The organism is Polynucleobacter acidiphobus, assembly GCF_003065385.1.
Lineage (GTDB): Bacteria > Pseudomonadota > Gammaproteobacteria > Burkholderiales > Burkholderiaceae > Polynucleobacter > Polynucleobacter acidiphobus.
The window spans coordinates 923,649-946,051 of record NZ_CP023277.1 but is presented as its reverse complement, the minus strand read 5'-3'; the positions used below and the strand labels follow the sequence as shown (position 1 = coordinate 946,051).

At 48.9% G+C, this 22,403-nt stretch carries 30 protein-coding genes; 21 read left to right on the top strand and 9 right to left on the bottom strand.

Going from position 1 to position 22,403, the window contains the following annotated elements; genetic code table 11:
* Nucleotides 1-6: 6 nt before the first annotated feature.
* From AOC32_RS05080 to mnmH, 16 genes are all read left to right on the top strand, one after another.
* Nucleotides 7-333 (top strand): c-type cytochrome, encoded by a 327-nt coding sequence (locus AOC32_RS05080; RefSeq protein ID WP_108508444.1) that lies wholly within the window; start codon nucleotides 7-9, stop codon nucleotides 331-333.
* A gap of 110 nt (nucleotides 334-443) precedes the next feature.
* Nucleotides 444-896: a thiosulfate oxidation carrier protein SoxY gene (soxY, locus tag AOC32_RS05075; RefSeq protein ID WP_108508443.1), complete on the top strand. Its 453-nt coding sequence runs from the start codon at nucleotides 444-446 to the stop codon at nucleotides 894-896.
* A 52-nt stretch (nucleotides 897-948) separates the two neighbouring features.
* Entirely contained in the window at nucleotides 949-1,257 is a 309-nt protein-coding gene (gene soxZ / locus AOC32_RS05070; RefSeq protein WP_108508442.1) for a thiosulfate oxidation carrier complex protein SoxZ, read from the top strand.
* A 45-nt stretch (nucleotides 1,258-1,302) separates the two neighbouring features.
* The gene (gene soxA / locus AOC32_RS05065; RefSeq protein WP_108508441.1) at nucleotides 1,303-2,175 is read left to right on the top strand and encodes a sulfur oxidation c-type cytochrome SoxA; all 873 of its coding nucleotides are present in this window, start codon (nucleotides 1,303-1,305) and stop codon (nucleotides 2,173-2,175) included.
* Nucleotides 2,176-2,192: 17 nt separating this feature from the next.
* Entirely contained in the window at nucleotides 2,193-2,801 is a 609-nt protein-coding gene (gene soxX / locus AOC32_RS05060; protein WP_108508440.1) for a sulfur oxidation c-type cytochrome SoxX, read from the top strand.
* Nucleotides 2,802-2,821: 20 nt separating this feature from the next.
* A complete protein-coding gene (gene soxB / locus AOC32_RS05055; RefSeq protein WP_108508439.1) occupies nucleotides 2,822-4,552 on the top strand; it encodes a thiosulfohydrolase SoxB in 1,731 nt (576 codons plus the stop codon).
* A 53-nt stretch (nucleotides 4,553-4,605) separates the two neighbouring features.
* Nucleotides 4,606-5,013 (top strand): DsrE family protein, encoded by a 408-nt coding sequence (locus tag AOC32_RS05050; protein ID WP_234409834.1) that lies wholly within the window; start codon nucleotides 4,606-4,608, stop codon nucleotides 5,011-5,013.
* Between the two features lie 141 nt (nucleotides 5,014-5,154).
* Nucleotides 5,155-5,472, top strand: coding sequence for a cytochrome c family protein (locus tag AOC32_RS05045; protein ID WP_199908480.1), 318 nt, complete (start codon nucleotides 5,155-5,157; stop codon nucleotides 5,470-5,472).
* A gap of 8 nt (nucleotides 5,473-5,480) precedes the next feature.
* Entirely contained in the window at nucleotides 5,481-6,608 is a 1,128-nt protein-coding gene (locus tag AOC32_RS05040; protein ID WP_108508437.1) for a YeeE/YedE family protein, read from the top strand.
* Between the two features lie 16 nt (nucleotides 6,609-6,624).
* Complete coding sequence (locus AOC32_RS05035) at nucleotides 6,625-7,056, top strand: YeeE/YedE family protein (RefSeq protein ID WP_108508436.1); 432 nt, start codon at nucleotides 6,625-6,627, stop codon at nucleotides 7,054-7,056.
* A 4-nt stretch (nucleotides 7,057-7,060) separates the two neighbouring features.
* Complete coding sequence (locus AOC32_RS05030) at nucleotides 7,061-7,498, top strand: YeeE/YedE family protein (protein WP_108508435.1); 438 nt, start codon at nucleotides 7,061-7,063, stop codon at nucleotides 7,496-7,498.
* A gap of 29 nt (nucleotides 7,499-7,527) precedes the next feature.
* Nucleotides 7,528-7,872 carry a TIGR01244 family sulfur transferase gene (locus AOC32_RS05025; RefSeq protein WP_108508434.1) on the top strand — a complete coding sequence of 115 codons (345 nt, stop codon included), beginning with the start codon at nucleotides 7,528-7,530 and terminating at the stop codon, nucleotides 7,870-7,872.
* An 8-nt stretch (nucleotides 7,873-7,880) separates the two neighbouring features.
* Nucleotides 7,881-8,186 (top strand): 4a-hydroxytetrahydrobiopterin dehydratase, encoded by a 306-nt coding sequence (locus AOC32_RS05020; protein ID WP_108508433.1) that lies wholly within the window; start codon nucleotides 7,881-7,883, stop codon nucleotides 8,184-8,186.
* Between the two features lie 5 nt (nucleotides 8,187-8,191).
* Nucleotides 8,192-8,629, top strand: coding sequence for a DUF2244 domain-containing protein (locus tag AOC32_RS05015; protein WP_108508432.1), 438 nt, complete (start codon nucleotides 8,192-8,194; stop codon nucleotides 8,627-8,629).
* 49 nt (nucleotides 8,630-8,678) lie between these two features.
* Complete coding sequence (locus AOC32_RS05010) at nucleotides 8,679-9,104, top strand: acyl-CoA thioesterase (RefSeq protein ID WP_108508431.1); 426 nt, start codon at nucleotides 8,679-8,681, stop codon at nucleotides 9,102-9,104.
* Nucleotides 9,101-10,156: a tRNA 2-selenouridine(34) synthase MnmH gene (gene mnmH / locus AOC32_RS05005; protein WP_108508430.1), complete on the top strand. Its 1,056-nt coding sequence runs from the start codon at nucleotides 9,101-9,103 to the stop codon at nucleotides 10,154-10,156. Before AOC32_RS05010 ends, mnmH begins: the two co-directional genes overlap by 4 nt.
* Here the strand turns inward: mnmH and AOC32_RS05000 are convergent.
* On the bottom strand, nucleotides 10,149-11,327 hold the full coding sequence (locus AOC32_RS05000; RefSeq protein WP_108508429.1) for an acyl-CoA dehydrogenase: 1,179 nt from the start codon (nucleotides 11,325-11,327) through the stop codon (nucleotides 10,149-10,151). The genes mnmH and AOC32_RS05000 overlap by 8 nt on opposite strands.
* Before the next feature lie 96 nt (nucleotides 11,328-11,423).
* Here AOC32_RS05000 and AOC32_RS04995 point away from each other — a divergent pair, with 96 nt between their 5' ends.
* The 5 genes from AOC32_RS04995 to AOC32_RS04975 all read left to right on the top strand — a co-directional run bounded on the left by AOC32_RS04995 (nucleotide 11,424) and on the right by AOC32_RS04975 (nucleotide 17,024).
* A complete protein-coding gene (locus tag AOC32_RS04995) occupies nucleotides 11,424-12,131 on the top strand; it encodes a queuosine precursor transporter (RefSeq protein ID WP_108508428.1) in 708 nt (235 codons plus the stop codon).
* On the top strand, nucleotides 12,128-13,096 hold the full coding sequence (msrP, locus tag AOC32_RS04990) for a protein-methionine-sulfoxide reductase catalytic subunit MsrP (protein ID WP_108508427.1): 969 nt from the start codon (nucleotides 12,128-12,130) through the stop codon (nucleotides 13,094-13,096). Before AOC32_RS04995 ends, msrP begins: the two co-directional genes overlap by 4 nt.
* Before the next feature lie 3 nt (nucleotides 13,097-13,099).
* Entirely contained in the window at nucleotides 13,100-13,708 is a 609-nt protein-coding gene (locus AOC32_RS04985) for a protein-methionine-sulfoxide reductase heme-binding subunit MsrQ (RefSeq protein ID WP_199908479.1), read from the top strand.
* The gene (locus AOC32_RS04980; protein ID WP_108508426.1) at nucleotides 13,705-15,345 is read left to right on the top strand and encodes a gamma-glutamyltransferase family protein; all 1,641 of its coding nucleotides are present in this window, start codon (nucleotides 13,705-13,707) and stop codon (nucleotides 15,343-15,345) included. Before AOC32_RS04985 ends, AOC32_RS04980 begins: the two co-directional genes overlap by 4 nt.
* A gap of 71 nt (nucleotides 15,346-15,416) precedes the next feature.
* Nucleotides 15,417-17,024 carry an ABC-F family ATPase gene (locus AOC32_RS04975; RefSeq protein ID WP_108508425.1) on the top strand — a complete coding sequence of 536 codons (1,608 nt, stop codon included), beginning with the start codon at nucleotides 15,417-15,419 and terminating at the stop codon, nucleotides 17,022-17,024.
* On the opposite strand, the gene AOC32_RS04970 is transcribed toward AOC32_RS04975, so the two are convergent.
* The 8 genes from AOC32_RS04970 to AOC32_RS04935 form a co-directional block, all read right to left on the bottom strand.
* Nucleotides 17,021-17,254, bottom strand: a complete 234-nt coding sequence (locus AOC32_RS04970; RefSeq protein WP_108508424.1) for a DUF1289 domain-containing protein — start codon at nucleotides 17,252-17,254, stop codon at nucleotides 17,021-17,023. The genes AOC32_RS04975 and AOC32_RS04970 overlap by 4 nt on opposite strands.
* 3 nt (nucleotides 17,255-17,257) lie before the next feature.
* Nucleotides 17,258-18,451, bottom strand: a complete 1,194-nt coding sequence (locus tag AOC32_RS04965) for a GNAT family N-acetyltransferase (RefSeq protein WP_108508423.1) — start codon at nucleotides 18,449-18,451, stop codon at nucleotides 17,258-17,260.
* A gap of 23 nt (nucleotides 18,452-18,474) precedes the next feature.
* Nucleotides 18,475-18,858 (bottom strand): lactoylglutathione lyase, encoded by a 384-nt coding sequence (gene gloA / locus AOC32_RS04960; RefSeq protein ID WP_108508422.1) that lies wholly within the window; start codon nucleotides 18,856-18,858, stop codon nucleotides 18,475-18,477.
* Between the two features lies 1 nt (nucleotide 18,859).
* Nucleotides 18,860-19,606 (bottom strand): peptidylprolyl isomerase, encoded by a 747-nt coding sequence (locus AOC32_RS04955; RefSeq protein ID WP_234409700.1) that lies wholly within the window; start codon nucleotides 19,604-19,606, stop codon nucleotides 18,860-18,862.
* 73 nt (nucleotides 19,607-19,679) lie between these two features.
* The gene (locus AOC32_RS04950) at nucleotides 19,680-19,958 is read right to left on the bottom strand and encodes a BolA family protein (RefSeq protein ID WP_108508420.1); all 279 of its coding nucleotides are present in this window, start codon (nucleotides 19,956-19,958) and stop codon (nucleotides 19,680-19,682) included.
* Nucleotides 19,955-20,506, bottom strand: coding sequence for a septation protein A (locus tag AOC32_RS04945; protein WP_108508419.1), 552 nt, complete (start codon nucleotides 20,504-20,506; stop codon nucleotides 19,955-19,957). Before AOC32_RS04945 ends, AOC32_RS04950 begins: the two co-directional genes overlap by 4 nt.
* Complete coding sequence (gene msrB, locus AOC32_RS04940; RefSeq protein ID WP_108508418.1) at nucleotides 20,503-20,913, bottom strand: peptide-methionine (R)-S-oxide reductase MsrB; 411 nt, start codon at nucleotides 20,911-20,913, stop codon at nucleotides 20,503-20,505. The genes AOC32_RS04945 and msrB overlap by 4 nt, the downstream gene beginning before the upstream one ends.
* 21 nt (nucleotides 20,914-20,934) lie before the next feature.
* Nucleotides 20,935-22,401: a protein adenylyltransferase SelO gene (locus tag AOC32_RS04935; protein WP_108508417.1), complete on the bottom strand. Its 1,467-nt coding sequence runs from the start codon at nucleotides 22,399-22,401 to the stop codon at nucleotides 20,935-20,937.
* Between the last annotated feature and the right edge of the window lie 2 nt (nucleotides 22,402-22,403).

Here is a 22,403-nt window from a genome sequence, read left to right as displayed (position 1 = left end):
AACAATATGAAAGTTCGTAATTTAGTTGGAAAAATGGCAGTGCTTAGTTCGGCGGCTCTATTTGCAGGTGCGGTCTATGCCTCGCCAGGAGAGCTCTTCAAGAAGAATGGTTGCGCTGCATGCCATGCTCCCGCGGCTAAAGGTGTTGGCCCGTCGTTGGCAGATATTGCTAATAAATACAAAGGTCAAGCCGATGCTCAAGCGAAGTTAGAGAAGAAGGTCAAGGCAGGTGGATCAGGTGTTTGGGGTCCGATTCCAATGCCTGCTCAAGCGCAGTTATCGGACGCCGATAACAAAGCGATTGTGCAATGGATCTTGAGTGGAGCAAAATAAGAATTTCGTAGGAAATTAGGGGTTATTACTAACGAAGGTAATGCCCTACTCGCTTTATAGTTTTAGGTAAGCAACAACTAATGAGAAGCAGTTGATAACAAGGAGTTTTTATGGATATGCAACGACGTGATGTACTGAAATACTCAGCCATTTTTGGCTTGATGGCTTCAGCAGGTTTGATTACTCCCGCACAAGCGCAAGAGTGGAACAAGGCCGCCTTCGAAGGTAAAACTTTGGATGACGTGTTCAAAGTATTAGGTGCTGGTAAGCCAGAGACCTCGGCCGCAATTACGATGATTGCTCCCGATATTGCTGAGAACGGCGCCGTGGTTCCTGTTGGTATTAACACCACCCTCAAGGCCCAGCAAATGGCAATTTTGGTTGATAAGAACCCCAGCGCACTTGCTGCTCAGTTCTTTATTCCAGCCGGTACCGAGCCATTTGTCACAACCCGTATCAAGATGGGTCAAACCTCCAATGTCTACGCTTTAGTGAAAGCCGATAACAAGTGGAGCGTGGCGGTGAAAGAAGTGAAGGTAACCCTGGGTGGTTGCGGCGGTTAATGATTAAACCGAATAGTCGATTACTTATTTAACGAATTAGAGAGGAAGCAAAATGTCAGATCCGATGCGCGTACGAGCAACCGAGAGCGGCGGTGTAGTGGATGTCAAAATCCTAATGAAACATGATATGGAAACTGGTCAACGCAAAGATGCGTCCGGCAAGGCGATTCCAGCATGGTTTATCAGCACCGTAACAGCAAAAGCCAATGGTAAAGATGTGTTCGTGGGTGAGTTTGGCCCAGCAGTATCTAAGGACCCATTCTTGAACTTCAAGTACAAGGGTGCCAAAGGTGAAAAAGTAACCGTGACCTGGGTTGATAACAAAGGTGGTAAGCGAACCGATGAGGCAACCGTTTCGTAAGCCGTAGTTTGTACTTCACTGATCAATAACAATAAGAGGGATATCATGAGACAACATTGGACTCGCGGGGCACTGATTGTGTCATCGCTATTTGTTCTGCAAGCATGTACTACGCTTGAGCCGCCCAAAAAAGCAGCGGCACCCGCACCGGCTCCACAGGCAGCAGCTTCTGCTGCGCCAGCAGGTGCGCCAACGGCTGAGATTGAGAAGTACCGTGCAATGATTGCCGATGGTAATCCCTCTGATTTGTATGAAATGGCTGGCGAGGAACTGTGGAAGAAAGCCATGGGCCCTAAGAATGCCACTCTTGAAAAATGCGATTTAGGTCTAGGGCCTGGCGTTGTCAAGGGCGTTTATGCGGTGCTGCCTAAGTACTTTAAAGACACCAATAAAGTCCAAGATCTTGAGTCACGTATTGTGACCTGTATGGAGCGCCTGCAAGGCTTTGACGGCAAAGAAATCATTGCTGGTAGCTTTGGAAAAGGTAAGCGCAAAGACGTTGAGGCGATTGTTGCTTATGTAGTTGCTAACTCCAAAGGCGCAACCATCAATGTTTCCGTGAAACATCCCAAAGAAAAAGAAATGTACGAGCTTGGTAAGAAGTCATTCTTCTATCAAGCCGGTCCGATGGATTTCTCCTGCGCATCCTGCCATGCTGATCCTGGTAAGCGGATTCGCTTGCAAGATTTACCTGATTTAACCCAACAAAAGGGCGCAGCGCTTGGTTGGGGTGCTTGGCCAGCGTATCGCGTATCAAGCGGTACCTTCTGGACCATGCAATACCGTTTGAACGATTGTTATCGTCAGCAACGTTTCCCAGAGCCAATCTATATATCCGATGACACGATTGCGGTCTCGATGTATATGGCAGTCACGGCAAATGGCGGCAAGATGGCTGCCCCTGGTTTGAAACGCTAATCGCTGGAGAAAACAATATGAATAATAAATATCTAATTACAGCAGCAACTTTATTGGCCTTGCCCATGGGTTCTGCCTTAGCTGATGCAAAGTTTGACAAGATGATGCAAGACAGCTTTCGTAGTGTTGGAATTGCATCGGTTGATCGTCTGAAGCAAGATGCTGCACAAAAGTATTGCTCGGATCCTGCGGTATTGGCAGGCAAGGGCAACCCCAAGCAGGCTGAGTCGATTCAGAAAGCCAATATGGCGACCATTAAGCAACCAGCTGATGGCAAATACATCGGCGATTGGAAGGCCGGTGAGCGAGTTGCACAGAGTGGTCGCGGCGCAACCTGGACCGATAAAGCCGATGCTGCGAATGGTGGTGGTTGCTATAACTGCCATCAAATTAATAAAGCAGAACTTTCCTATGGAAACATTGGCCCAAGCCTCTGGAACTACGGCAAGTTACGCGGTTACAGCAAGGAAGTTGTGACCTATACCTGGAATCGGATTTATAACTCCAAGGCTTATAACGTGTGCAGCAATATGCCGCGCTTTGGTCACTTCAACTTATTGACCGAGAAGCAAATGCAAGACGTGATGGCTCTGTTATTAGATCCGAACTCCCCCGTTAATCAGTAAACCAATTTCTAAGGAGTTTTATGTCTTTTAGTAGACGGGAGTTTCTACAAGCCCTTGCGGTGGCGTCGGCTGGTGGGATGAGCTTGCAGTCCAATTTTTCTCATGCTCAAAGTGCTGCACAGAAGTTTTATGACCTGCCAAAGTTTGGCAATGTGCATTTCTTACACTTTACCGATTGCCATGCGCAATTGCTCCCAATCTACTTTCGTGAACCCAATGTCAATTTAGGCATTGGCGCTCAGGAGGGCAAGCCACCTCATTTAGTGGGTGAGTATCTATTGAAGTTCTATGGGGTGAAACCTGGAACGCGCGATGCCCATGCCTTTACCTATTTAGACTTTGCTGCTGCTGCGAAGACCTATGGCAAGGTGGGCGGCTTTGCTCATCTCTCCACCTTGGTCAAACAAATCAAGGCTAACCGTCCTGGTGCCTTATTGCTCGATGGTGGTGATACCTGGCAGGGCTCAGGAACTGCGCTTTGGACCAACGGTCAGGATATGGTGGATGCCTGTCTAGCGATGGGTGTGGACGTAATGACCCCCCATTGGGAAATGACCTTGGGTGAGAAGCGCGTCATGGAGATTGTGGAGAAGGATTTCCGGGGCAAGGTCTCGTTTGTGGCACAAAACATTAAGACCGCCGACTTTGGCGATGCGGTCTTTGCACCGTATGCGATGAAGACCATGAATGGTGTTCAGGTTGCCGTAGTTGGCCAAGCATTCCCCTACACACCGATTGCGAACCCGCGGTATTTCACGCCCAACTGGACCTTTGGTATTCAAGAAGAGAATATGCAAAAGGTGGTTGATGAAGCGCGTGCGAAGGGTGCAAAAGTCGTTGTGGTTCTCTCGCACAATGGTATGGATGTGGATTTAAAGATGGCCTCCCGCGTACGGGGTATTGATGCCATCATGGGCGGCCATACGCACGATGGCGTGCCAGCACCCGTTAAAGTGAAAAATCCTGGTGGCGTCACCTTAGTTACCAATGCTGGATCAAACGGTAAGTTCTTGGGCGTTTTGGATTTTGATGTGAAGGGCGGCAAAGTGACCGACTTCCGCTACAAACTTTTGCCTGTGTTCTCCAACTTATTACCCGCAGACGCAGGAATGAGTGCCTTAATAAAGAAGATTCGGGCGCCATATGAGTCTAAGCTTGCTGAGAAGCTCGCAGTGACCGATGGCCTCTTGTATCGCCGTGGTAACTTCAATGGTAGTTTTGATCAAGTGATCTTAGATGGTCTCTTAAAGCAAAAGAATGCAGAGATCTCATTCTCACCGGGCTTTCGCTGGGGTACCTCTTTATTGCCTGGTGAGTCCATCACCATGGAGCATCTGCTCGATCAAACCGCGATTACCTATCCCTACACCACGGTCACCAATATGAGTGGCGAGATGATCAAAACAGTATTAGAAGACGTGGCTGATAACTTATTCAACCCTGATCCTTACTACCAACAGGGTGGCGATATGGTTCGGGTTGGTGGCTTGCAATACACGATTGATCCAGCGGGTGGCGCTGGCAAGCGCATCTCCGAGATGCGTCTGAATGGCAATCTGATTGAAGCAGGTAAGACCTACAAAGTAGCTGGCTGGGCGCCAGTTTCAGAAGAGGCTAAGAATGCCGGTGGCGAAGCCATTTGGGATTTAATGGCGCGGCATTTGCGGGAAGTCAAAACCATTAAGGCGGTCAAGCTCAATGAGCCCGTCATCAAAGGCGTTAAAGGTAATCCGGGGATGGCCCCAATCTAGTCGTTCCTTTTGAACTGGAGGGTGGTATGAAAGCATTCATTCGCGCAGTATTGATGGGCTTTCTAGCCATCGGCCTATCCATTGGCTCTAATTTAGCTAGTGCCGAACCAACCCGGGTGGTTTATCACATCGATGATGCTGCCACCCAGGGTTTAAAAGGCTTGCGGAATATTCGTAATCACCTCGATGTCTCACCACAAACCAAAATTATTGTGGTGACCCATGCCAATGGGGTTGATATCCTGATGGAAGGTGGCAAGGATAAAAGTGGGACCGAATATGCGCCACTCGTTGCGGCCTTAAAGTCGCGCGGCGTACGTTTTGAGGTCTGCGAGATCACTTTGCGTAACCGCAACCTCAAGCGTGATCAATTTATCCTGGATGCCGAGTTCACCCCTTCAGGCGTGGTTCGCATTGCTGACCTGCAATTTAAGGATAAATACGCCTATATACGACCATAATTGCGAATAGCTTTATAACTTTTGCTTATATCAGTATTACCGAATAATCTTGATTTTTGCATTTAAAATCATGATTTTACTGTAGTTTTTTGATTTAGTCCGATAGAATCACAACTTCTGAAATTAATATATATTGAGACTATGAAGACTTTATCGACCTTAGCAATTCTCATTAGTGTCTTGGGCGGATTAGTCGCGCAGCCTGCCATGGCGGCGCCCAACCTTGCCAATGGCAAGAAGATTGAAGATACCAAGTGCTATCAATGCCACGCTGAGAAGTCTGGCTTGGGTGATGGCACCTTGATTTACACCCGCAAAGATCGTCGGGTGAAGGGCTTGGATCGCTTGAAGGTGATGGTCGCACGTTGCAATACCGAGTTGCGCCTTGATCTATTCCCAGAGGATGAAGCGGACGTAGTCGCTTACCTCAACCAGCAATACTACAAATTTAAACCTTAGGAATCACCATGACTGATTTATCACCAGAGCAGATTCGCTCTCTGGGTAGTCAGGCTTTGCTGATTACCTTTGCCATCACTGCAGTGTTGGGTGCCATCATGCAGCGCACGAACTTTTGTACGCTTGGCGCCGTATCCGATGGCCTCCTCATGGAGGATTGGTCTCGTATGCGCCAATGGTGCTTAGCCATTGGCATCGCAATACTGGGGGTTGCTACGATGTCCCACCTTGGATGGATTGATGTCACCAAATCCCTCTATACCGGTAATCGCGTGCTCTATTTGTCTACCTTCATTGGTAGCGTTCTATTTGGGATCGGGATGGTTCTGGCATCGGGGTGCGGTAGCAAAACTCTGGTTCGGATCGGTAGCGGTAATTTGAAATCCATCGTGGTGTTTATTGTGTTGGGACTCGTTGCCTATATGACCATGCGTGGATTTTTAGGAGTCCTAAGAACCAATTCCATCGATCAGGTGGCATTGAATCTTCAAACCACACAGGATTTGCCCAGCGTTCTCTCAGCGAGTGTTGGCATGGGTAAAGAGCAATTGCGCTGGATTCTGTCGATTGTGATTGGTGGCGCCTTCATTGCCTACGCGCTCCTAAAGAAATCGTTTTGGAGTGTTGAGAATCTTCTAGCAGGCGTCGGGGTTGGTCTGGCGATTACCGCCATTTGGTGGGTATCTGGGCACTTTGCGCATCTTGAAGAGGACCCCAATACTTTGCAAGAAGCCTTCTTGGTGACGAACTCGGGTCGGATGGAAAGCCTCTCATTTGTGGCGCCGTATGCCTATTCTTTGGATTGGTTAATGTTCACGAGCGATAAATCCAAAGTACTCACGATTGGGATTGTGGCGGTCTTGGGCATGATTGCTGGCTCGGCGATTAGCGCCATCATCACCAAGCGTTTTCGTTGGGAGGCATTTCGGGGTGTGGAAGATACAGCCAATCATCTCGTGGGTGCTGCACTGATGGGATTTGGTGGAGTCACCGCGATGGGGTGCACGGTCGGGCAGGGCTTGAGTGGGATTTCAACTCTGGCACTTAATGCATTTATTGCGCTCCCTGGATTTTTCTTGGGAGGCTATTTGGGGCTTCAATACTTACAGTGGCGCATGAGTCCAAAACCCTGTTAAGTATTAAAATGATGTCATGACAATCGATTGGACATCCTTTACCCCAGGGCCCGCATTAGCAGGCGGCATTTTGTTAGGAATTGCGGCTGCGCTATACGTTCTCATCAACGGCCGCATTCTCGGAATCAGTGGCATTTTGGGTGGCCTGCTTGGTCCCAAGAAAAGCGATTGGTTATGGCGTGCCAGTTTTGTGTTGGGCTTATTAACTGCCCCTTTGTGGGGGAAGTATGTATTGCAGATGAACACGACCGCGGTCATTGATGCGGATTACATCACGCTCATCGTGGCTGGTTTATTGGTAGGCTTTGGTGCTCGCTATGGATCGGGTTGCACTAGTGGTCATGGTATTTGTGGCTTATCGCGCTTATCGCCACGCTCCTTGCTTGCGACCCTCACTTTTATGGGTTGCGGATTCTTAGTGGTGTATCTCGTACGGCATTGGATCTAAGGCGATGAATCAAAATCAATCCTTCTTTTCAAACGGCAGTGAGTATCTCATCGGCGTTTTGTTTGGTCTTGGTCTAATGATTTCAGGGATGACCAATCCTGCCAAAATTTTGGCCTTCCTTGATCTGGCTGGTAATTGGGATCCATCCCTCATTTTTGTGATGGGCGGGGCGGTACTGGTTGGTTTAGTTGCCTTCTATTTAGCCAAGAAACGCACCCAAAGTTTTTTGGGTGGCGCAATGCATATTCCAACTCGGCGCGACATTGATCGGCCCTTAATCATTGGTAGCGCCATGTTTGGAGTGGGTTGGGGACTGGCTGGTTTTTGTCCAGGACCCGCGCTGGTTTCTCTCGGTTCCGGTGAAATGAAGGCCTTAGTTTTTGTCATCGCCATGGTTGCGGGGATGTGGCTGTTCGAGCGAACCCAGAAAAAGTCTGTTTAAATTCTTGATGTGATATTTGTAAGGATCGTATGAGCGTTCATATTTCATGCCATAACCCCAATTTTGGAACCGCTGGTCAAATTGAGCCTACGGATGTTGCTCAAATTGCAAAGCAGGGCTACAAGAGCATTATTAATAATCGTCCTGATGGTGAGGAGGGCCCTGAGCAGCCCAGCAATGCCTCGATCGCTGCGATGGCTAAAGAGCACGGTCTGGAATATGCCTACTTGCCGGTTGTGAGTGGTGCAATTACTCCCGAGCAAGTGGTAGAGATGGCCAAGCTCCTCAAAGCAATGCCGCAGCCGATCTTAGCCTTTTGCCGCTCGGGTGCACGCTCAACCTTTTTGTATCAACTCGCCCTACAAAACTCCTAAGCATTTCAATGGCAAGCCTTCTTAGTTCAGACGAGCGCTTGGCTCTAGCTACTGATTTGGCGCAATGGTCGATGGTGGCCAATCGAGATGCCATCACCCGTTCGTATCAGTTTAAGGATTTCAAGGAAGCCTTTGCATTCATGACTCAATGCGCGTTGATGGCTGAGCAAATGAATCATCATCCCGAGTGGTTTAATGTTTGGAATCGGGTTGAGGTTACGCTCTCGACCCATGACGCAGGCGGTCTCACAAAACTTGATTTGGATTTGGCGCGATCCATGGATCGATACGCCAATGCTCTCTTAGCAAAATAATTTCTATGCGTACGTGGCACACGAAACGAAATTGTTCGTTCACGCCACGCCAGGTTGGCTATTTTTATCTATCGATGTTTCTGTTTTCATCGTTTATTGCCACCTACTTCTTGCTTCATGGGGTTTGGATGATTTTAATCTTCACCGTGATTGAATTAACGGTGCTCGGTATTGCGCTGCTCGTCTACGCACGGCATGCGCTCGATTATGAGTCAATTGCCATCGATGGCACGGCCCTAAAGATTGAGAAGAATATTGGTGGAAAGATTCAACGCCATGTATTTAATACCCGTTGGCTAACGCTCACGCAAGAGAAGAGTGGTAAGCGCTTAATTCGGGTGGAGGAGAGAAGCAAAGAAATGCCAATTGGCATCTTCGTACCTCTTGATGCACGGCCTCAGTTCTACCGGGATCTGCGCGCCCAAATACGGATGGAAGCATAAGCCTGGGGGTAAACTAGCGCTTTGCTTTGTCATTAAGATCTCCTCAACCATGCGCATTGAAATTCCTGCTGATAAGAAATTTGTTCATGAAACCGTCATTCCATTACGCTGGGGTGATATGGATGCATTTGGTCACGTGAACAATACGCTTTACTTTCGGTACATGGAGCAAGGCCGTATTCATTGGATTGAGTCCTTTGGATTCGGTGCGCATCATGATGAAGGCGGCGCCTTAATTGCAAATGCGTTTTGTAATTTCTATGCCCAAGTGAGCTACCCAGCCGATATCGTCGTACGTACCTATATTGGTAAAGTGGGGCGGACCAGTGTGGATACCTATAACCTCATGTCGCTTGCTAGCAATCCAGAAGAGCTGTGTGCAGCTGGTGGCGCAACCTTGGTGTGGGTTAACCTCAAGACCAATCGTCCTTCACCGTGGCCAGAACCAATTAAGCAAAACTTAGGACTACGTTGAGTTCAGCATTACTCTCGCCCGAGGTATTGGGTCAGGATTTAGATCAATTTGATTGCATCATCGATGCACGCTCACCTGCTGAGTACGCACTTGATCATATTCCAGGTGCAATTAATTGCCCAGTATTAAACAATGAAGAGCGTGCCACGGTTGGCACCCTGTATAAGCAAGAGTCACCCTTTGCGGCCAAGAAATTAGGTGCAGCGCTGGTTGCTAAAAATATCGCAAGTCATTTACAAGAACACTTTATTCAAAATCCTCGTGAGTGGCGACCCTTAGTTTATTGCTGGCGGGGCGGTGAGCGCAGTGGTGCCTTTGCCCACATTTTGCAACGCATCGGTTGGAAGGCGCAGCAGTTGCAAGGTGGTTATCAAGCCTATCGACGCCAAGTGATTGCTGATCTGGAGCGATGGGCGCCACTCGCAAAGTTCACTGTCATTTGTGGCATTACAGGAAGTGGCAAAACCCGTTTATTACAAGCCTTAAGTGCTCATGCTCAAGTTCTGGATCTCGAGGGTCTCGCGGCCCATCGTGGTTCAGTACTTGGCGGTCTGCCAAATCAAGCGCAACCCAGTCAGAAAATGTTTGAAAGCCGCCTATGGAATGCGTTGCGGCAATTTACCTTTGATCAAACCATTTATGTGGAGTCAGAGAGCAAGAAGGTGGGTTGCCTGCATATTCCAGATGCTCTGATGGATCAAATTCGGCAGGGGGATTGCGTTGAAATCAAGGCAGATCGTTCAGTACGAGTCGATGTGCTGATGGAGGAGTACGCCCATCTCTTAAGTGATCATGATGAACTGCGTCGTTTGCTCAGTCTTTTGATGCAACGCTATGGCAAGGAACAAATTACCAAATGGCAGCAACTAGCCGCTGAGGGGCGCTACCCAGTATTAGTTGAAGAATTACTGATTCAGCACTACGATCCAGCGTATCAGGATTCGATTGCTCGCAACTTCAGCCAATATCAAAAGGCCCGCACTCTAACGGTCAAAAGTGCCCAGCAGGCGAGCTATCTCGAATTAGCGCAGCAACTCTTAAAGTCTAACTAAACGCCTGGATGCCCGTTTGGGCTCGACCCAAAATGAGAGCATGAATATCGTGGGTGCCTTCGTAGGTATTAACCACCTCAAGATTGAGCATGTGGCGGATCACGCCATACTCATCCGAGATGCCATTGCCACCCAACATATCGCGTGCCATGCGTGCAATATCAAGCGATTTGCCACAAGAGTTGCGCTTCATGATGGAGGTAATTTCAGGGGCAGCGCTTCCTTCATCCTTCATGCGCCCCAGTCGGAGAACGCCTTGCAGTGCTAAGGTAATCTCGGTTTGCATATCGGCTAATTTTTTCTGGACGAGTTGATTGGCTGCAAGGGGTCTGCCAAACTGTTTACGATCTAAGGTGTATTGGCGCGCTGCGTGCCAGCAAAACTCCGCAGCACCGAGTACGCCCCACGAGATTCCATAACGTGCTGAGTTCAGGCAAGTGAAGGGCCCTTTCAGACCCGTAATTTCTGGGAACTCATTTTCAGCGGGCACAAATACTTCATCCATCACGATTTCACCGGTGATCGAGGCACGCAAACCTTGCTTACCGGTAATCTTTGGAGCGCTTAAGCCCTTCATGCCTTTTTCAAGAATGAAGCCCCGAATCTGATCTTCATCATTCTTGGCCCAAACCACAAACACATCAGCGATGGGGGAGTTGGATATCCACATCTTGGAACCGGTGAGCGAGAATCCCCCGGGAACTTTCTTGGCGCGTGTGATCATGCCACCCGCATCGGAGCCGTAATTGGGTTCTGTGAGACCAAAACATCCGATCCATTCACCCGTGGCCAATTTGGGTAGGTACTTCTGCTTTTGAGCCTCGCTACCAAATTCATAGATTGGTACCATGACTAGTGAGGACTGCACACTCATCATGGAACGGTAGCCAGAGTCAACTCGTTCAATTTCGCGGGCAATGAGGCCATAGGACACGTAATTGAGGTTGGCGCCACCGTATTCTTCTGAAATGGTAATTCCGAGTAGGCCCAATTCGCCCATTTCTCGAAAGATAGTGGGATCGGTTGTTTCGGAACGATAGGCCTCATGCACCCGCGGAGCCAGCTTCCCCTGAGCATACTCACGGGCCGCATCGGCAATCATGCGTTCCTCGGTGGTCAATTGGTCTTGCAAGAGGAGGGGGTCTTCCCAATGAAACTGCGGCTTACTCATTTTCTACCTATTCTGTGAATTCATGCCAATAACGCTATTCTATGAAATATTTTCCCTTTTAACCGCTACACCGAACCTATAAGGCCTTCACACCCCATGCGTCGCCAGTATCGCTATTACGACCTAATTCTGGGGGCATTCGTCGCTGTGCTGCTTTGCTCAAATTTCATTGGGGCCGGTAAGGCGGCTACGGTTGAGCTGCCTTATTTTGGTTATGTCATCTTTGGCGCCGGGATCCTATTTTTCCCTATCTCCTACTTCTTTAGCGATATTCTGACCGAGGTCTATGGCTATGCCTATGATCGCCGAGCGGTCTGGGCTGGATTTACTGCCCTTGGCTTTGCGGCCATCATGGCCTTGATCGTGATTGCGCTACCGGTGGCGCCGGGATCCTATATGGCGAACTATCAGCACGGTCTAGAGACCGTCTTTGGTAACTCCTGGCGAATTGCATTGGCCTCCATGCTCGCATTTTGGTGCGGTAGCTTTAGCAATAGTTATGTGCTCGCCAAGATGAAGATCTGGACCCAGGGGAAGTATTTATGGACCCGCACGATCGGCTCAACTGCGGTCGGTGAGTTGGTGGATTCTTCATTATTCTATTTCTTGGCCTTTTATGCCATTTGGCCGACGAATGAGATTATTCAGGTAGCGATTGCGCAATACATCCTCAAAACCTCATGGGAGATTTTGGCAACCCCATTAACCTATGCGGTGGTGGGATACTTAAAGCGCAAAGAGAACGAAGATTATTACGATACCAATACGAATTTCACACCATTTCAGTTAAAGGTAGATCGATGACATTTAAAGACCCCACGATTCATCCCAGTCAAATTACTCCACGTGCGATTGCGGAGGATCGTCGTCAATGGCTTAAAACCCTTGCCTTGGGAAGTGCAGCTTTAGGTATGGGATCCTGGCTTGAGCGAGAGGCCTTTGCCAAAACGGCAGCACCGCGCGAGAAGTTACCTGCAAAGTTGAATGAACAATACTCCACCCGCGAGACCCAAACCTCGTATGAGGATGCAACTACCTACAATAATTTCTATGAGTTTGGGATGGATAAGGATGATCCTGCGAAGTTTGCCGATCGTTTGCAAACCAGGCCCTGGACCGTATCCATCGAGGGGATGGTAAAGAAGCCGGTCACACTCGATATTGATGCATTACTCAAGTTAGCACCCATGGAAGAGCGCGTTTATCGACTGCGCTGTGTTGAGGGCTGGTCGATGGTGATTCCCTGGAATGGTTATGCCTTATCGCATCTTCTTAATCGAGTGGAGCCTCTGGGATCGGCCAAGTATGTCGAGTTCATTAGCTTGGCTGACCCAAAGCAAATGCCTGGATTAAAGCGACCCGTGCTGGATTGGCCTTATCGCGAGGGTCTGCGCATGGATGAGGCCATGAACCCATTAACTCTGCTTACATTTGGGATGTATGGTGAGTTATTACCCAAACAAAATGGTGCGCCCATTCGTTTGATCGTGCCCTGGAAGTATGGTTTTAAGAGTTCCAAATCATTAGTCACCATCCGCTTGACCGAGAAACAACCGCTCACCAGTTGGAGTGCATCGGCCCCAAGAGAGTACGGTTTTTACTCCAATGTGAATCCAGCAGTGAGTCATCCGCGTTGGAGTCAAGCTACCGAGCGTCGCATTGATGGTCGTGGGATTTTTGCGCCCAAGATTAAAACCGAGCCCTTTAATGGCTATGGCGAGTATGTTGCCAAGCTCTATGCAGGGATGGATTTGCGTAAGTTTTACTAAAGCATGGTGGCAATTGCGCATGTAAAGCGCTGGCTCTTTGTTGTAGCGCTGATTCCGCTTATGCGTTTATTCGTGCTTGCCTATGCTGGACAGTTGGGTGCTAATCCGGTCGAGTTTATTACCCGCTCAACGGGGACTTGGACGATTACTTTTTTGTGCATCACCTTGGCCATGAGTCCAATGCATTGGATAACGGCATGGTCGGGGTGGATCCAGATGCGGCGGATGCTCGGCCTATTTACATTTTTCTATGCATTCTTACACTTCACCATATGGTATTGGCTTGACCATTATCTCAATTTTCAAGAGATGTTTGCAGACGTGATTGAACGTCCATTCATTACCGTAGGGTTTGTTGCCTTTGTATGCATGAGTCTTTTGGCTATCACCTCGAACCGAGCAGCGATGCACTGGTTAGGACGTCGCTGGAGTAGCCTGCATCGCCTCATTTATTTGATTGCCATCCTCGGAGTGCTGCATTACTTTTGGCATAAGGCGGGTAAAAACGATTTTCAGACCGTTTACATCTATGCTGGGATAATTTTGGTATTGTTAGTAGTACGGATTCCCCTTATCCGTGAACAACTTCGAAGAATAAAGACACGATCATGAGCTCACCGTTTAATTGGCACAACCCATATCCCACCGTACGGATGCCTGTTTTTGGGCGGAACATTTGCTCAACATCCCATCCTTATGCCGCTCAAGCGGGTTTGAAGATGATGCAGCAGGGGGGTAATGCGATTGATGCTGCCATTGCTGCAGCGGCAGCATTAATGATTGTTGAGCCAGTCTCCAATGGTTTAGGTAGTGATTGCTTTGCCATCGTTTGGGACGGGCATGAACTGCATGGTTTAAATGCTTCGGGGGTCTCGCCGGCGCAATGGAGTCTGGACTACTTTGCCACCAAGTATGGTCGTGATGCACACGGTCTTGTGAATCGCCCCATGCGAGGTTGGGATAGTGTGACCGTACCGGGTGCCATTGCTGGTTGGGGAGCGCTGCATCAGCGCTTTGGATCCTTGCCCTTAGCGGATATCCTGCAGCCCGCCATTGAGATTGCAGAGCGTGGGCATGCGGTTGCTCCAATCGTGGCGCATAAGTGGGCTGCTGCTGTGAAGGAGCTAAGTCCACAGCCAGGGTTTGCCAAAGCATTCATGCCAAGTGGGCGAGCACCACACACCGGTGAGATCTTCCATTTTCAAGCAGCTGCACGAGCATTAAAACAAATTGCTCAGAAGGGTATCCGGGATTTTTATGAAGGTGAGATTGCTAAATCGATTGTCCAATTTGCGCAGGAGCACCAAGCGGCATTGAAGGCCAGTGATTTGGCCAACTATCAGCCAGACTGGGTTGGCACCATCTCAACACGGGTGCAGGGCTATGACGTGCATGAGATACCCCCAAATGGCCAGGGGATCGGTGCCCTAATGGCGATGGGGATCTTAGAGAATTTTGATCTCTCTCAGTATCCAGTAGACGGTGTCGAGAGTCAGCATGTGCAAATCGAGGCCATGAAATTAGCCTTTGCAGATATTTATCGCTATGTAGCCGATCCACGCTCGATGGAGGTCAGCCCCGCACAAATGCTCAATCCCAAATACCTTGCCAAGCGCGCAGGAGAAATTGATTTGCAACGTGCTACCCAATTTACCTTTGGTATGCCCAATACGGGAGGCACTATTTATCTAAGTGCAGCTGATGAAGAGGGGCGCATGATCTCGTTTATTCAGAGTAATTACATGGGTTTTGGCTCTGGTGTAGTGGAACCGAACTGGGGAATTAGTTTTCAGAACCGGGGATATGGGTTTTCATCCGACCCCCAATCGCCCAATGTGGTGGCAGGTAATAAGCGACCATTTCATACAATTATTCCCGCATTCTTAACCAAAGAAGTGAACAGTAAAACCGTTCCCCAAATGAGTTTTGGAGTGATGGGTGGCGATATGCAACCGCAAGGGCACTTACAAACACTCCTGCGCATGTTGGTCTATCAACAGCAGCCCCAAGCTGCCTGCGATGCGCCGCGCTGGAAAGTCAATCGAGATTTCAGCATTGATGTCGAGGCCAATATGGATCCTCAAACGGTTAAGGGCCTCATTGAACGGGGGCATGTTCTGAAAAAGGTGGATGATCCCTATATGGATTTTGGCTCCGGCCAATTTATCTGGCGCCTATCCGATCAAATTGGCGATGGCTATGTTGCAGCAAGCGATAGCCGCCGAGATGGGCTTGCTGCTGCGTATTAAGCATCACTGGCATGGAAGACCGTTAAAATAATGAGCTTTGCCAGCACGGCATCATTATTGAGAAAGTTCTTGTGTTAAACGCGTCTAATATCACCATGCAGTTTGGGGCAAAACCCCTGTTTGAAAACATCTCGGTCAAGTTTGGTGGCGGCAATCGCTACGGCTTAATTGGCGCCAATGGTTGTGGTAAATCAACCTTTATGAAAATCCTTGGTGGGGAGTTGGAGCCATCAGCGGGTAATGTCAGCCTTGAACCCAATATTCGTTTAGGAAAGTTGCGTCAAGATCAATTTGCCTATGAAGATATTCGTGTACTCGATGTGGTGATGATGGGTCATGCAGAAATGTGGCAAGCCGCGGCAGAGCGCGATGCCATTTATGCCAACCCCGATGCGACCGATGAAGACTATATGCGCGCAGCCGAGCTCGAAGCCAAGTACGCAGAGTTTGGTGGCTACACCGCTGAAGCACGCGCTGGCGAACTACTGCTTGGCATTGGCATTCCACTAGAACAACACAATGGCCCGATGAGTAATATTGCACCGGGCTGGAAATTGCGCGTCTTGCTTGCTCAGGCCTTATTCTCAGATCCAGATGTCTTGCTGCTTGATGAGCCAACCAATAACTTGGACATTCATTCGATTCATTGGCTCGAAGAAATCCTGAATCAACGCAATAGCACCATGATCATCATCTCGCATGATCGCCATTTCCTAAATGAAGTGTGCACGCATATGGCCGATATGGATTACGGTACGCTAAAGGTCTATCCCGGGAACTACGATTCCTATATGTTGGCATCGACCCAGGCGCGTGCCCAGCAAATGGCGGCTAATGCCAAGGCCAAAGAGAAGATGGCTGAACTTCAAGCATTCGTGAGTCGCTTCTCAGCTAATGCCTCAAAGGCCAGACAGGCAACCTCACGCCAGCGCCAACTTGAAAAGATTGAACTGATTGATATTAAGCCGTCATCGCGCCAGAACCCATTTATTCGGTTTGAAACCGAGAAGAAGTTACACAATATGGCGGTTGAGTGCAATGCACTAACCAAACAGTTTGATCGGGTGATCTTTAAGAACTTCAAGATTGCGATTCGTCCGGGTGAGAAAATCGCCATTATTGGCCAGAATGGGGCTGGTAAGACCACCTTGCTCAAAACCATTCTGAGTAAACGCTTTGATGGGATTGCGGCGGATACTGGGGATGTGAAGTGGGCTGAGAACGCCAATGTGGGTGTGATGCCGCAGGATACCAGCGAATGCTTCCCAACCGATGAGAACCTCATTGAGTGGATGACCCAATGGCGCAAACCAGGTGATGACGATCAGGTTGTGCGTGGCATTCTCGGGCGTCTTCTGTTCTCAGGCGATGAGATTGGTAAATCGGTGAAAGTGGTTTCGGGCGGTGAGAAGGGGCGTATGATTTGGGGTAAGTTGATGCTTCAAAAGCATAATGTGCTCGCAATGGATGAGCCAACTAATCATATGGATATGGAATCGATTGAGAGTTTACAAATCGCTCTCGAGAAATTTGATGGTACTCTGATTTTTGTCTCCCATGACCGCGAGTTTGTCTCGGCGCTAGCGAACCGAATTCTGGAGATCAAGCCGGACGGCACGATCAATGATTATTCAGGAACGTACGAGGAGTATTTGCGCAGCCAGGAGCTTGCGGGTTAAGATTTTTGCTCGCGGGTAAATCGCATGGCAGTACCCTCTGCCTGAATGCGAGTCCAGACAGATTGCTTCTCCTCAGGGCTCATAAAGACCCAGTTGCTGACTTCTAAGGCAGTGCGGCCACAGCCTTTGCAGATTTCATCAAAGAGGGTTGAGCAGATCCCAATGCACGGGGAGTCAGAATCGCCATCTCCGATTCCTAAAGAATTAGCACCGTTATTGATTGAGCTCATGCCTTACTTTAATGCATCGAGTTCAATTTTGCCGAAGCCACTTGAATCAGAGTTCTGGCGCAAGGGGCTATGTTCAGCTAACTCATCAAGATATACGCCAATCCCTTGACGCTCACGCTCCAGAAATCGTGCCACTGCAGCAGCAAAGCGTGGATCACTCAGATGGTGGTAAGACGAGACGCTTGTTGGCATAAACCCCCGTGCCATCTTATGCTCACCTTGCGCACCGCCTTCCAGAGTTTGGATTCCCTCGCGGATGCAATACTCAATCGCCTGATAGAACGCGGTCTCAAAATGCAGACAGGGGTGTTGCTCAATACACCCCCAATACCGACCATAGGCTTTACTCAACTCACGATCAATTACCAATAGGGCGCTTGCGATCGCTTGACCTTCGCGCTTTGCCACAATCAAATGAAGATTGCGGGGCATCTCCTGCACCCACTCCTGAAAAAAGAGTTGATTCAGGTAAGGAGTCGAGTAGTGGTTCTGATAGGTATTGCGATAGCAGCGATAGAAGAACAAAACATCTTCCTCGGTGACCGATTCTCCAGGAAGGGGTTCAAAGGTAATGCCCGCACTTTGAACTTGCTTACGTTCGCGCTTGATATTCTTGCGGCGTTTCATGGTGAGGGTTGATAGAAAGGACTCAAAATCGCTGTAGTCATGGTTATGCCAATGAAACTGGACCGACTCACGCTTTAAGAATCCCGCCTCACTAAGAAGCTTTGCCTCCTCTTCGACAGGAAAAAGAAGGTGGGCAGAGGATAGATTTAGCTCGCCAAGCAATTGTTTTAAACCAGTGACTAGTGCTTCTTGATGCTCAGTGGATCGAGCCAACAAGCGCGAAGAGGTAACCGGAGTAAATGGGATGGCACTAAGTGCTTTTGGAAAATAGGGAAGCCCTGCTTGGGTATAGGCCTCGGCCCAGGACCAATCAAAGACATATTCTCCATAGGAGTGAGTTTTGAGATAGAGAGGCAATATGCCAAGAAGCGTGTCACCACCAGCTTCATAGAGCGCCAGATGCGATGGCTGCCATCCCGTTTCTGCACTCACACAACCAGTTTTCTCCAAAAGACTAAGAAATGAATACTGCATGAAGGGGCCGGCTGAGGGTGGCAAGATTGAGTCCCATGCCTGCCGGGGAACATCCGAAATTTGATTTAGAACCCGAACCTCATACCTAGCTTGCATATAAATCAGCCAAGTGCATCCAATCAGCGTTGAATCAGTTCGATCTTGTATCCATCGGGGTCGGTGATGAAGGCAATTAAGGTTTTGCCACCCTGAACTGGGCCGGCAGGACGAGTAATCGTGCCTCCAGCAGCAGCAATATCCTCACATGCCTTGTAAACATCGGGGACAGCGATTGCGATATGACCGTATGCGCTACCGTGGTCATACGTGCTCACACCGTAGTTATAGGTGAGCTCAATTTCTGCCTGCCCATCCTCATTACCACGCCCAAATCCTACAAAGGCGAGAGAGTACTTTTGCTCCTCGCGATTGGTCGTGCGCAATAAGTTCATGCCTAATACGCGGGTGTAGAAATCAACCGAGCGGGCAATGTCGCCCACACGCAGCATGGTGTGCAAAATCATCTTACTCAATCCGGGCTCTCTCGCGAATCTTCTTCATCATTTCAGAGAACTTAGCCTTTTGCCAGGCCTGATCTTGCATCAGCATGGTCTTTAACTGTTCCTTGATTTCAGCCATCGGGGGTAGCTTCACATCACGCACGTCTTCGAGCTGAATAATATGCCAGCCAAATTGAGTCTTCACCGGCTTATCGGTCATCTGCCCTTTTTGTAATGAGGTCATTGCCTTAGAGAACTCAGGGACTAGCGCCTTATCGCTTACCCAACCAAGCTCTCCACCTTCAGGAGCAGAGCCGGGATCTTTAGAGTTGGCCTTAGCCAGATCCCCAAACTTTGCACCGGCTTTGATCTTGGCAATGAGAGCTTTGGCATCCGCTTCTTTTTCTACCAAGATGTGACGTACTTTATATTCTTTACCGCCAAATTGACTCTTAATGGAGTCGTATGCCGTTTTGTAATCTTCTTCGGTAATGCCGCCTTTATCAATGTAATCATCAAACAGGGCTGCCACCAATACGCCTAAACGCGCTTGCTCAATTTGGTCCTTGACATCATCCTTTTGACTAACGCCACGCTTATCCGATTCCTGAATAATCAGTTCGCGGGTAATGAGGAGTTCACGGCCTTGCTCACGAATCTTTGGATCGGTTGCGGATTGCCCTGAATTTTTAATGAGGCGATCAAGCTGTGCCTTGGGGATGGGCTTGCCGTTCACAATCGCAGCATTTTGAGCCATTACAGAGGTGCTCATGAAGCCGATGGAGCAGGCGAGGATTATTTTTTTGGTCAGGTGCATATAAAGGATCAAAAGGCTAAAAGAAGAATTATGACTCATTTGGTGCAAGTGCATGAATCGCAAGGGCGTGAATCTCGTGTGGCATGAACTCTTTCAATGCGCCATACACTAAGCGGTGACGTGCCACGCTGTTAAGGCCCGTAAATGCCTGCGTAGTAATCGTGATCCGAAAGTGACCCGCACCTCCGGCGGCACCCGCATGACCAGCGTGCAAATGACTCTCATCGTCAATCACAAGCTGAGTTGGCTGGAGTTGCTTTTGTAAGCGATCCTGAAATGCAGCAATGCGTTCTTGATTGGTCATCATGCCTCATCGGTCTCCATATGGCGACTTAACCATAAGCCTTGGGCAATGATGAAAAGAATAAGCAAACCAATGCCGCCAAAGAGCTTGAAGTTCACCCACACATCCTCAGAAAAGGTATAAGCGACATAAAGATTAAGAACACCCATGAAGAAGAAGAATGCCGCCCAGGCATGATTGAGCTTAATCCAGATTGAACGTGGACTGCCGGGTTTCAAGGTTACTTGCTTTCCCATCAGACTCTCAATCCAATTTTTCTTAAAGAACTGGGCACTAAAGAAGAGTACCGCTGCAAACAACCAATATAAGACGGTCGGCTTCCACTGGATAAAGGTTTTATCTTTTAACAGTATGGTGAGGCCACCAAAGACAACAATGAGCACCAAGCTAGCCCACTGCATACCCTCAATTTTTTGCCGTCGCAGATAAAGCCACACAATTTGGGCAATAGTTGCAATGATCGCCACGATGGTTGCTACGTAGATATCGGCAAGTTTGAATGCGGCAAAGAAGAGGATGACCGGGAATAGGTCAAAGAGAAATTTTTTCATGAGGATTGCTTGGGGGTGGCGTTAGGACTCGGCTCAAAGCGCAATGACGCAGAATTGATACAGTAGCGCAGACCTGTGGGTTGGGGACCGTCTTCAAAGACGTGGCCGAGATGGGCATCGCAGTTAGAGCAACGCACCTCGGTTCGGATCATGCCGTGGGTCAAATCCCGATGCTCACTAATCACTTGAGGATTGGCGGGGCTGTGATAACTTGGCCAACCGCAACCCGCATCAAATTTGGTACTGGATACAAATAACGGCGTGCCACAACAGACACAATGGTACAGGCCATTTTCCCAATGATCCCAGTAGCGACCCGAGAAGGGTGGTTCGGTTGCCGCTTGGCGCGTTACCCGATACTCAATGTCAGATAACTCTTGACGGTATTGCTCATCACTTTTGCTCATAGCTTGGATTGTAAAGAAGGATTAAGAGGAGCAGCTAAGGACAATATCCTCTAGCTCTTTGGGAGGAGGGGCCGAGTAAGCCTCATGTTCAGCTTGCTCTGCAAACGGATTTTCAAGGATCTGGAGGAGTTTTTGGACTTCAGAAAAATCATCCTGCTGGGCCAGTTCGATGGCGCGCTGTGCCAAGTAATTACGCAAAATAAATTTCGGATTGGTATTGAGAATGGCACTCTGTCGATCAAGATCAGACAGCCGTTCAAGTTTTAGTCGATCCAAGTAGGATTGCATCCATTGATCGAACCCTTGGCGGTCAATGAAGTGATCGCGTAATGGATTGGTTTGATCATCGGCATGCGATTGAACCTGAGCAAAAAGACGGAATGTGTTTGTAAAATCCACTCGATTCTGATGCATGAGTTGTAATAAGTTCTCAATCAATGCGAAATCATTGGCATGCTCATCCATTAAACCCAGCTTTGCTCGAAAGCGTCGTAACCAGGCTTCACGGTATTGGGTCGGAAATTGCTCGAGCGCAGTTTGTAATTTCTGTTGGGCCTCTTCGGTTGAATACTTCTTCTCCAATAAAGGCAACATACCACCTGCCAAGCACGCCATATTCCAATGCATGATTTGTGGTTGGCGATGATAGGCATACCTTCCTTGCGAATCACTGTGGTTGCAGATGTGATCCATTTGAAAGCGATCCATCATTCCAAAGGGGCCGTAATCGATGGTAAGACCTAAAACACTAATGTTGTCACTATTGAGAACCCCATGGCAAAAACCCACGGATTGCCAATGTGCCACCAGCTCGGCACTACGACGGCTAATTGCTGAGAATAGTGAAAGGTAGGGATCGTCACTATCCCAGCACTCTTGGTAATGGATATTGAGCAGATACTCGGCTAATTGCTGGAGATGCTCGGTTTGGCGCGCAGCCGCATAGTGCTCAAAATGACCTACGCGCAGAAAGCTGGGGGCTAGGCGGGTACAGACCGCGGCTGTTTCAAGGGTCTCGCGCATCACTGGCTTTTTAGATCCCGTCACCGCCAGTGCCCGACTGGTTGGTACGCCAAGAGCATGCATGGCCTCACTACCCAAAAATTCACGGATGGATGAACGTAATACCGCTCGACCATCACCCATGCGCGAATAGCGGGTGATCCCCGAACCTTTTAATTGAATCTCATAGGGGCCAATGTCGCCCAAGAGAATGGCGCGACCATCGCCCAGTTGGTCAGCCCAGATACCAAATTGGTGACCGCTGTACGCTGTAGCGATTGGATTGGAGAAAACATGTTCCTTGCTAGCTAATGCATTGCCACTTAAGACGCTTAACCAAAGTGGGTCAGCAGGGAGCTTGGATTCATTGAGGGCGATACCGAGCTCTTGCCCAAGGGAGGGTGAGAATCCCACCCAATAGGGCTCTGGTAGGGGTGTGGGTGTAATCGATTGGCAGGTATCGTCACCCTGAAGGGGAAAAGCCATTG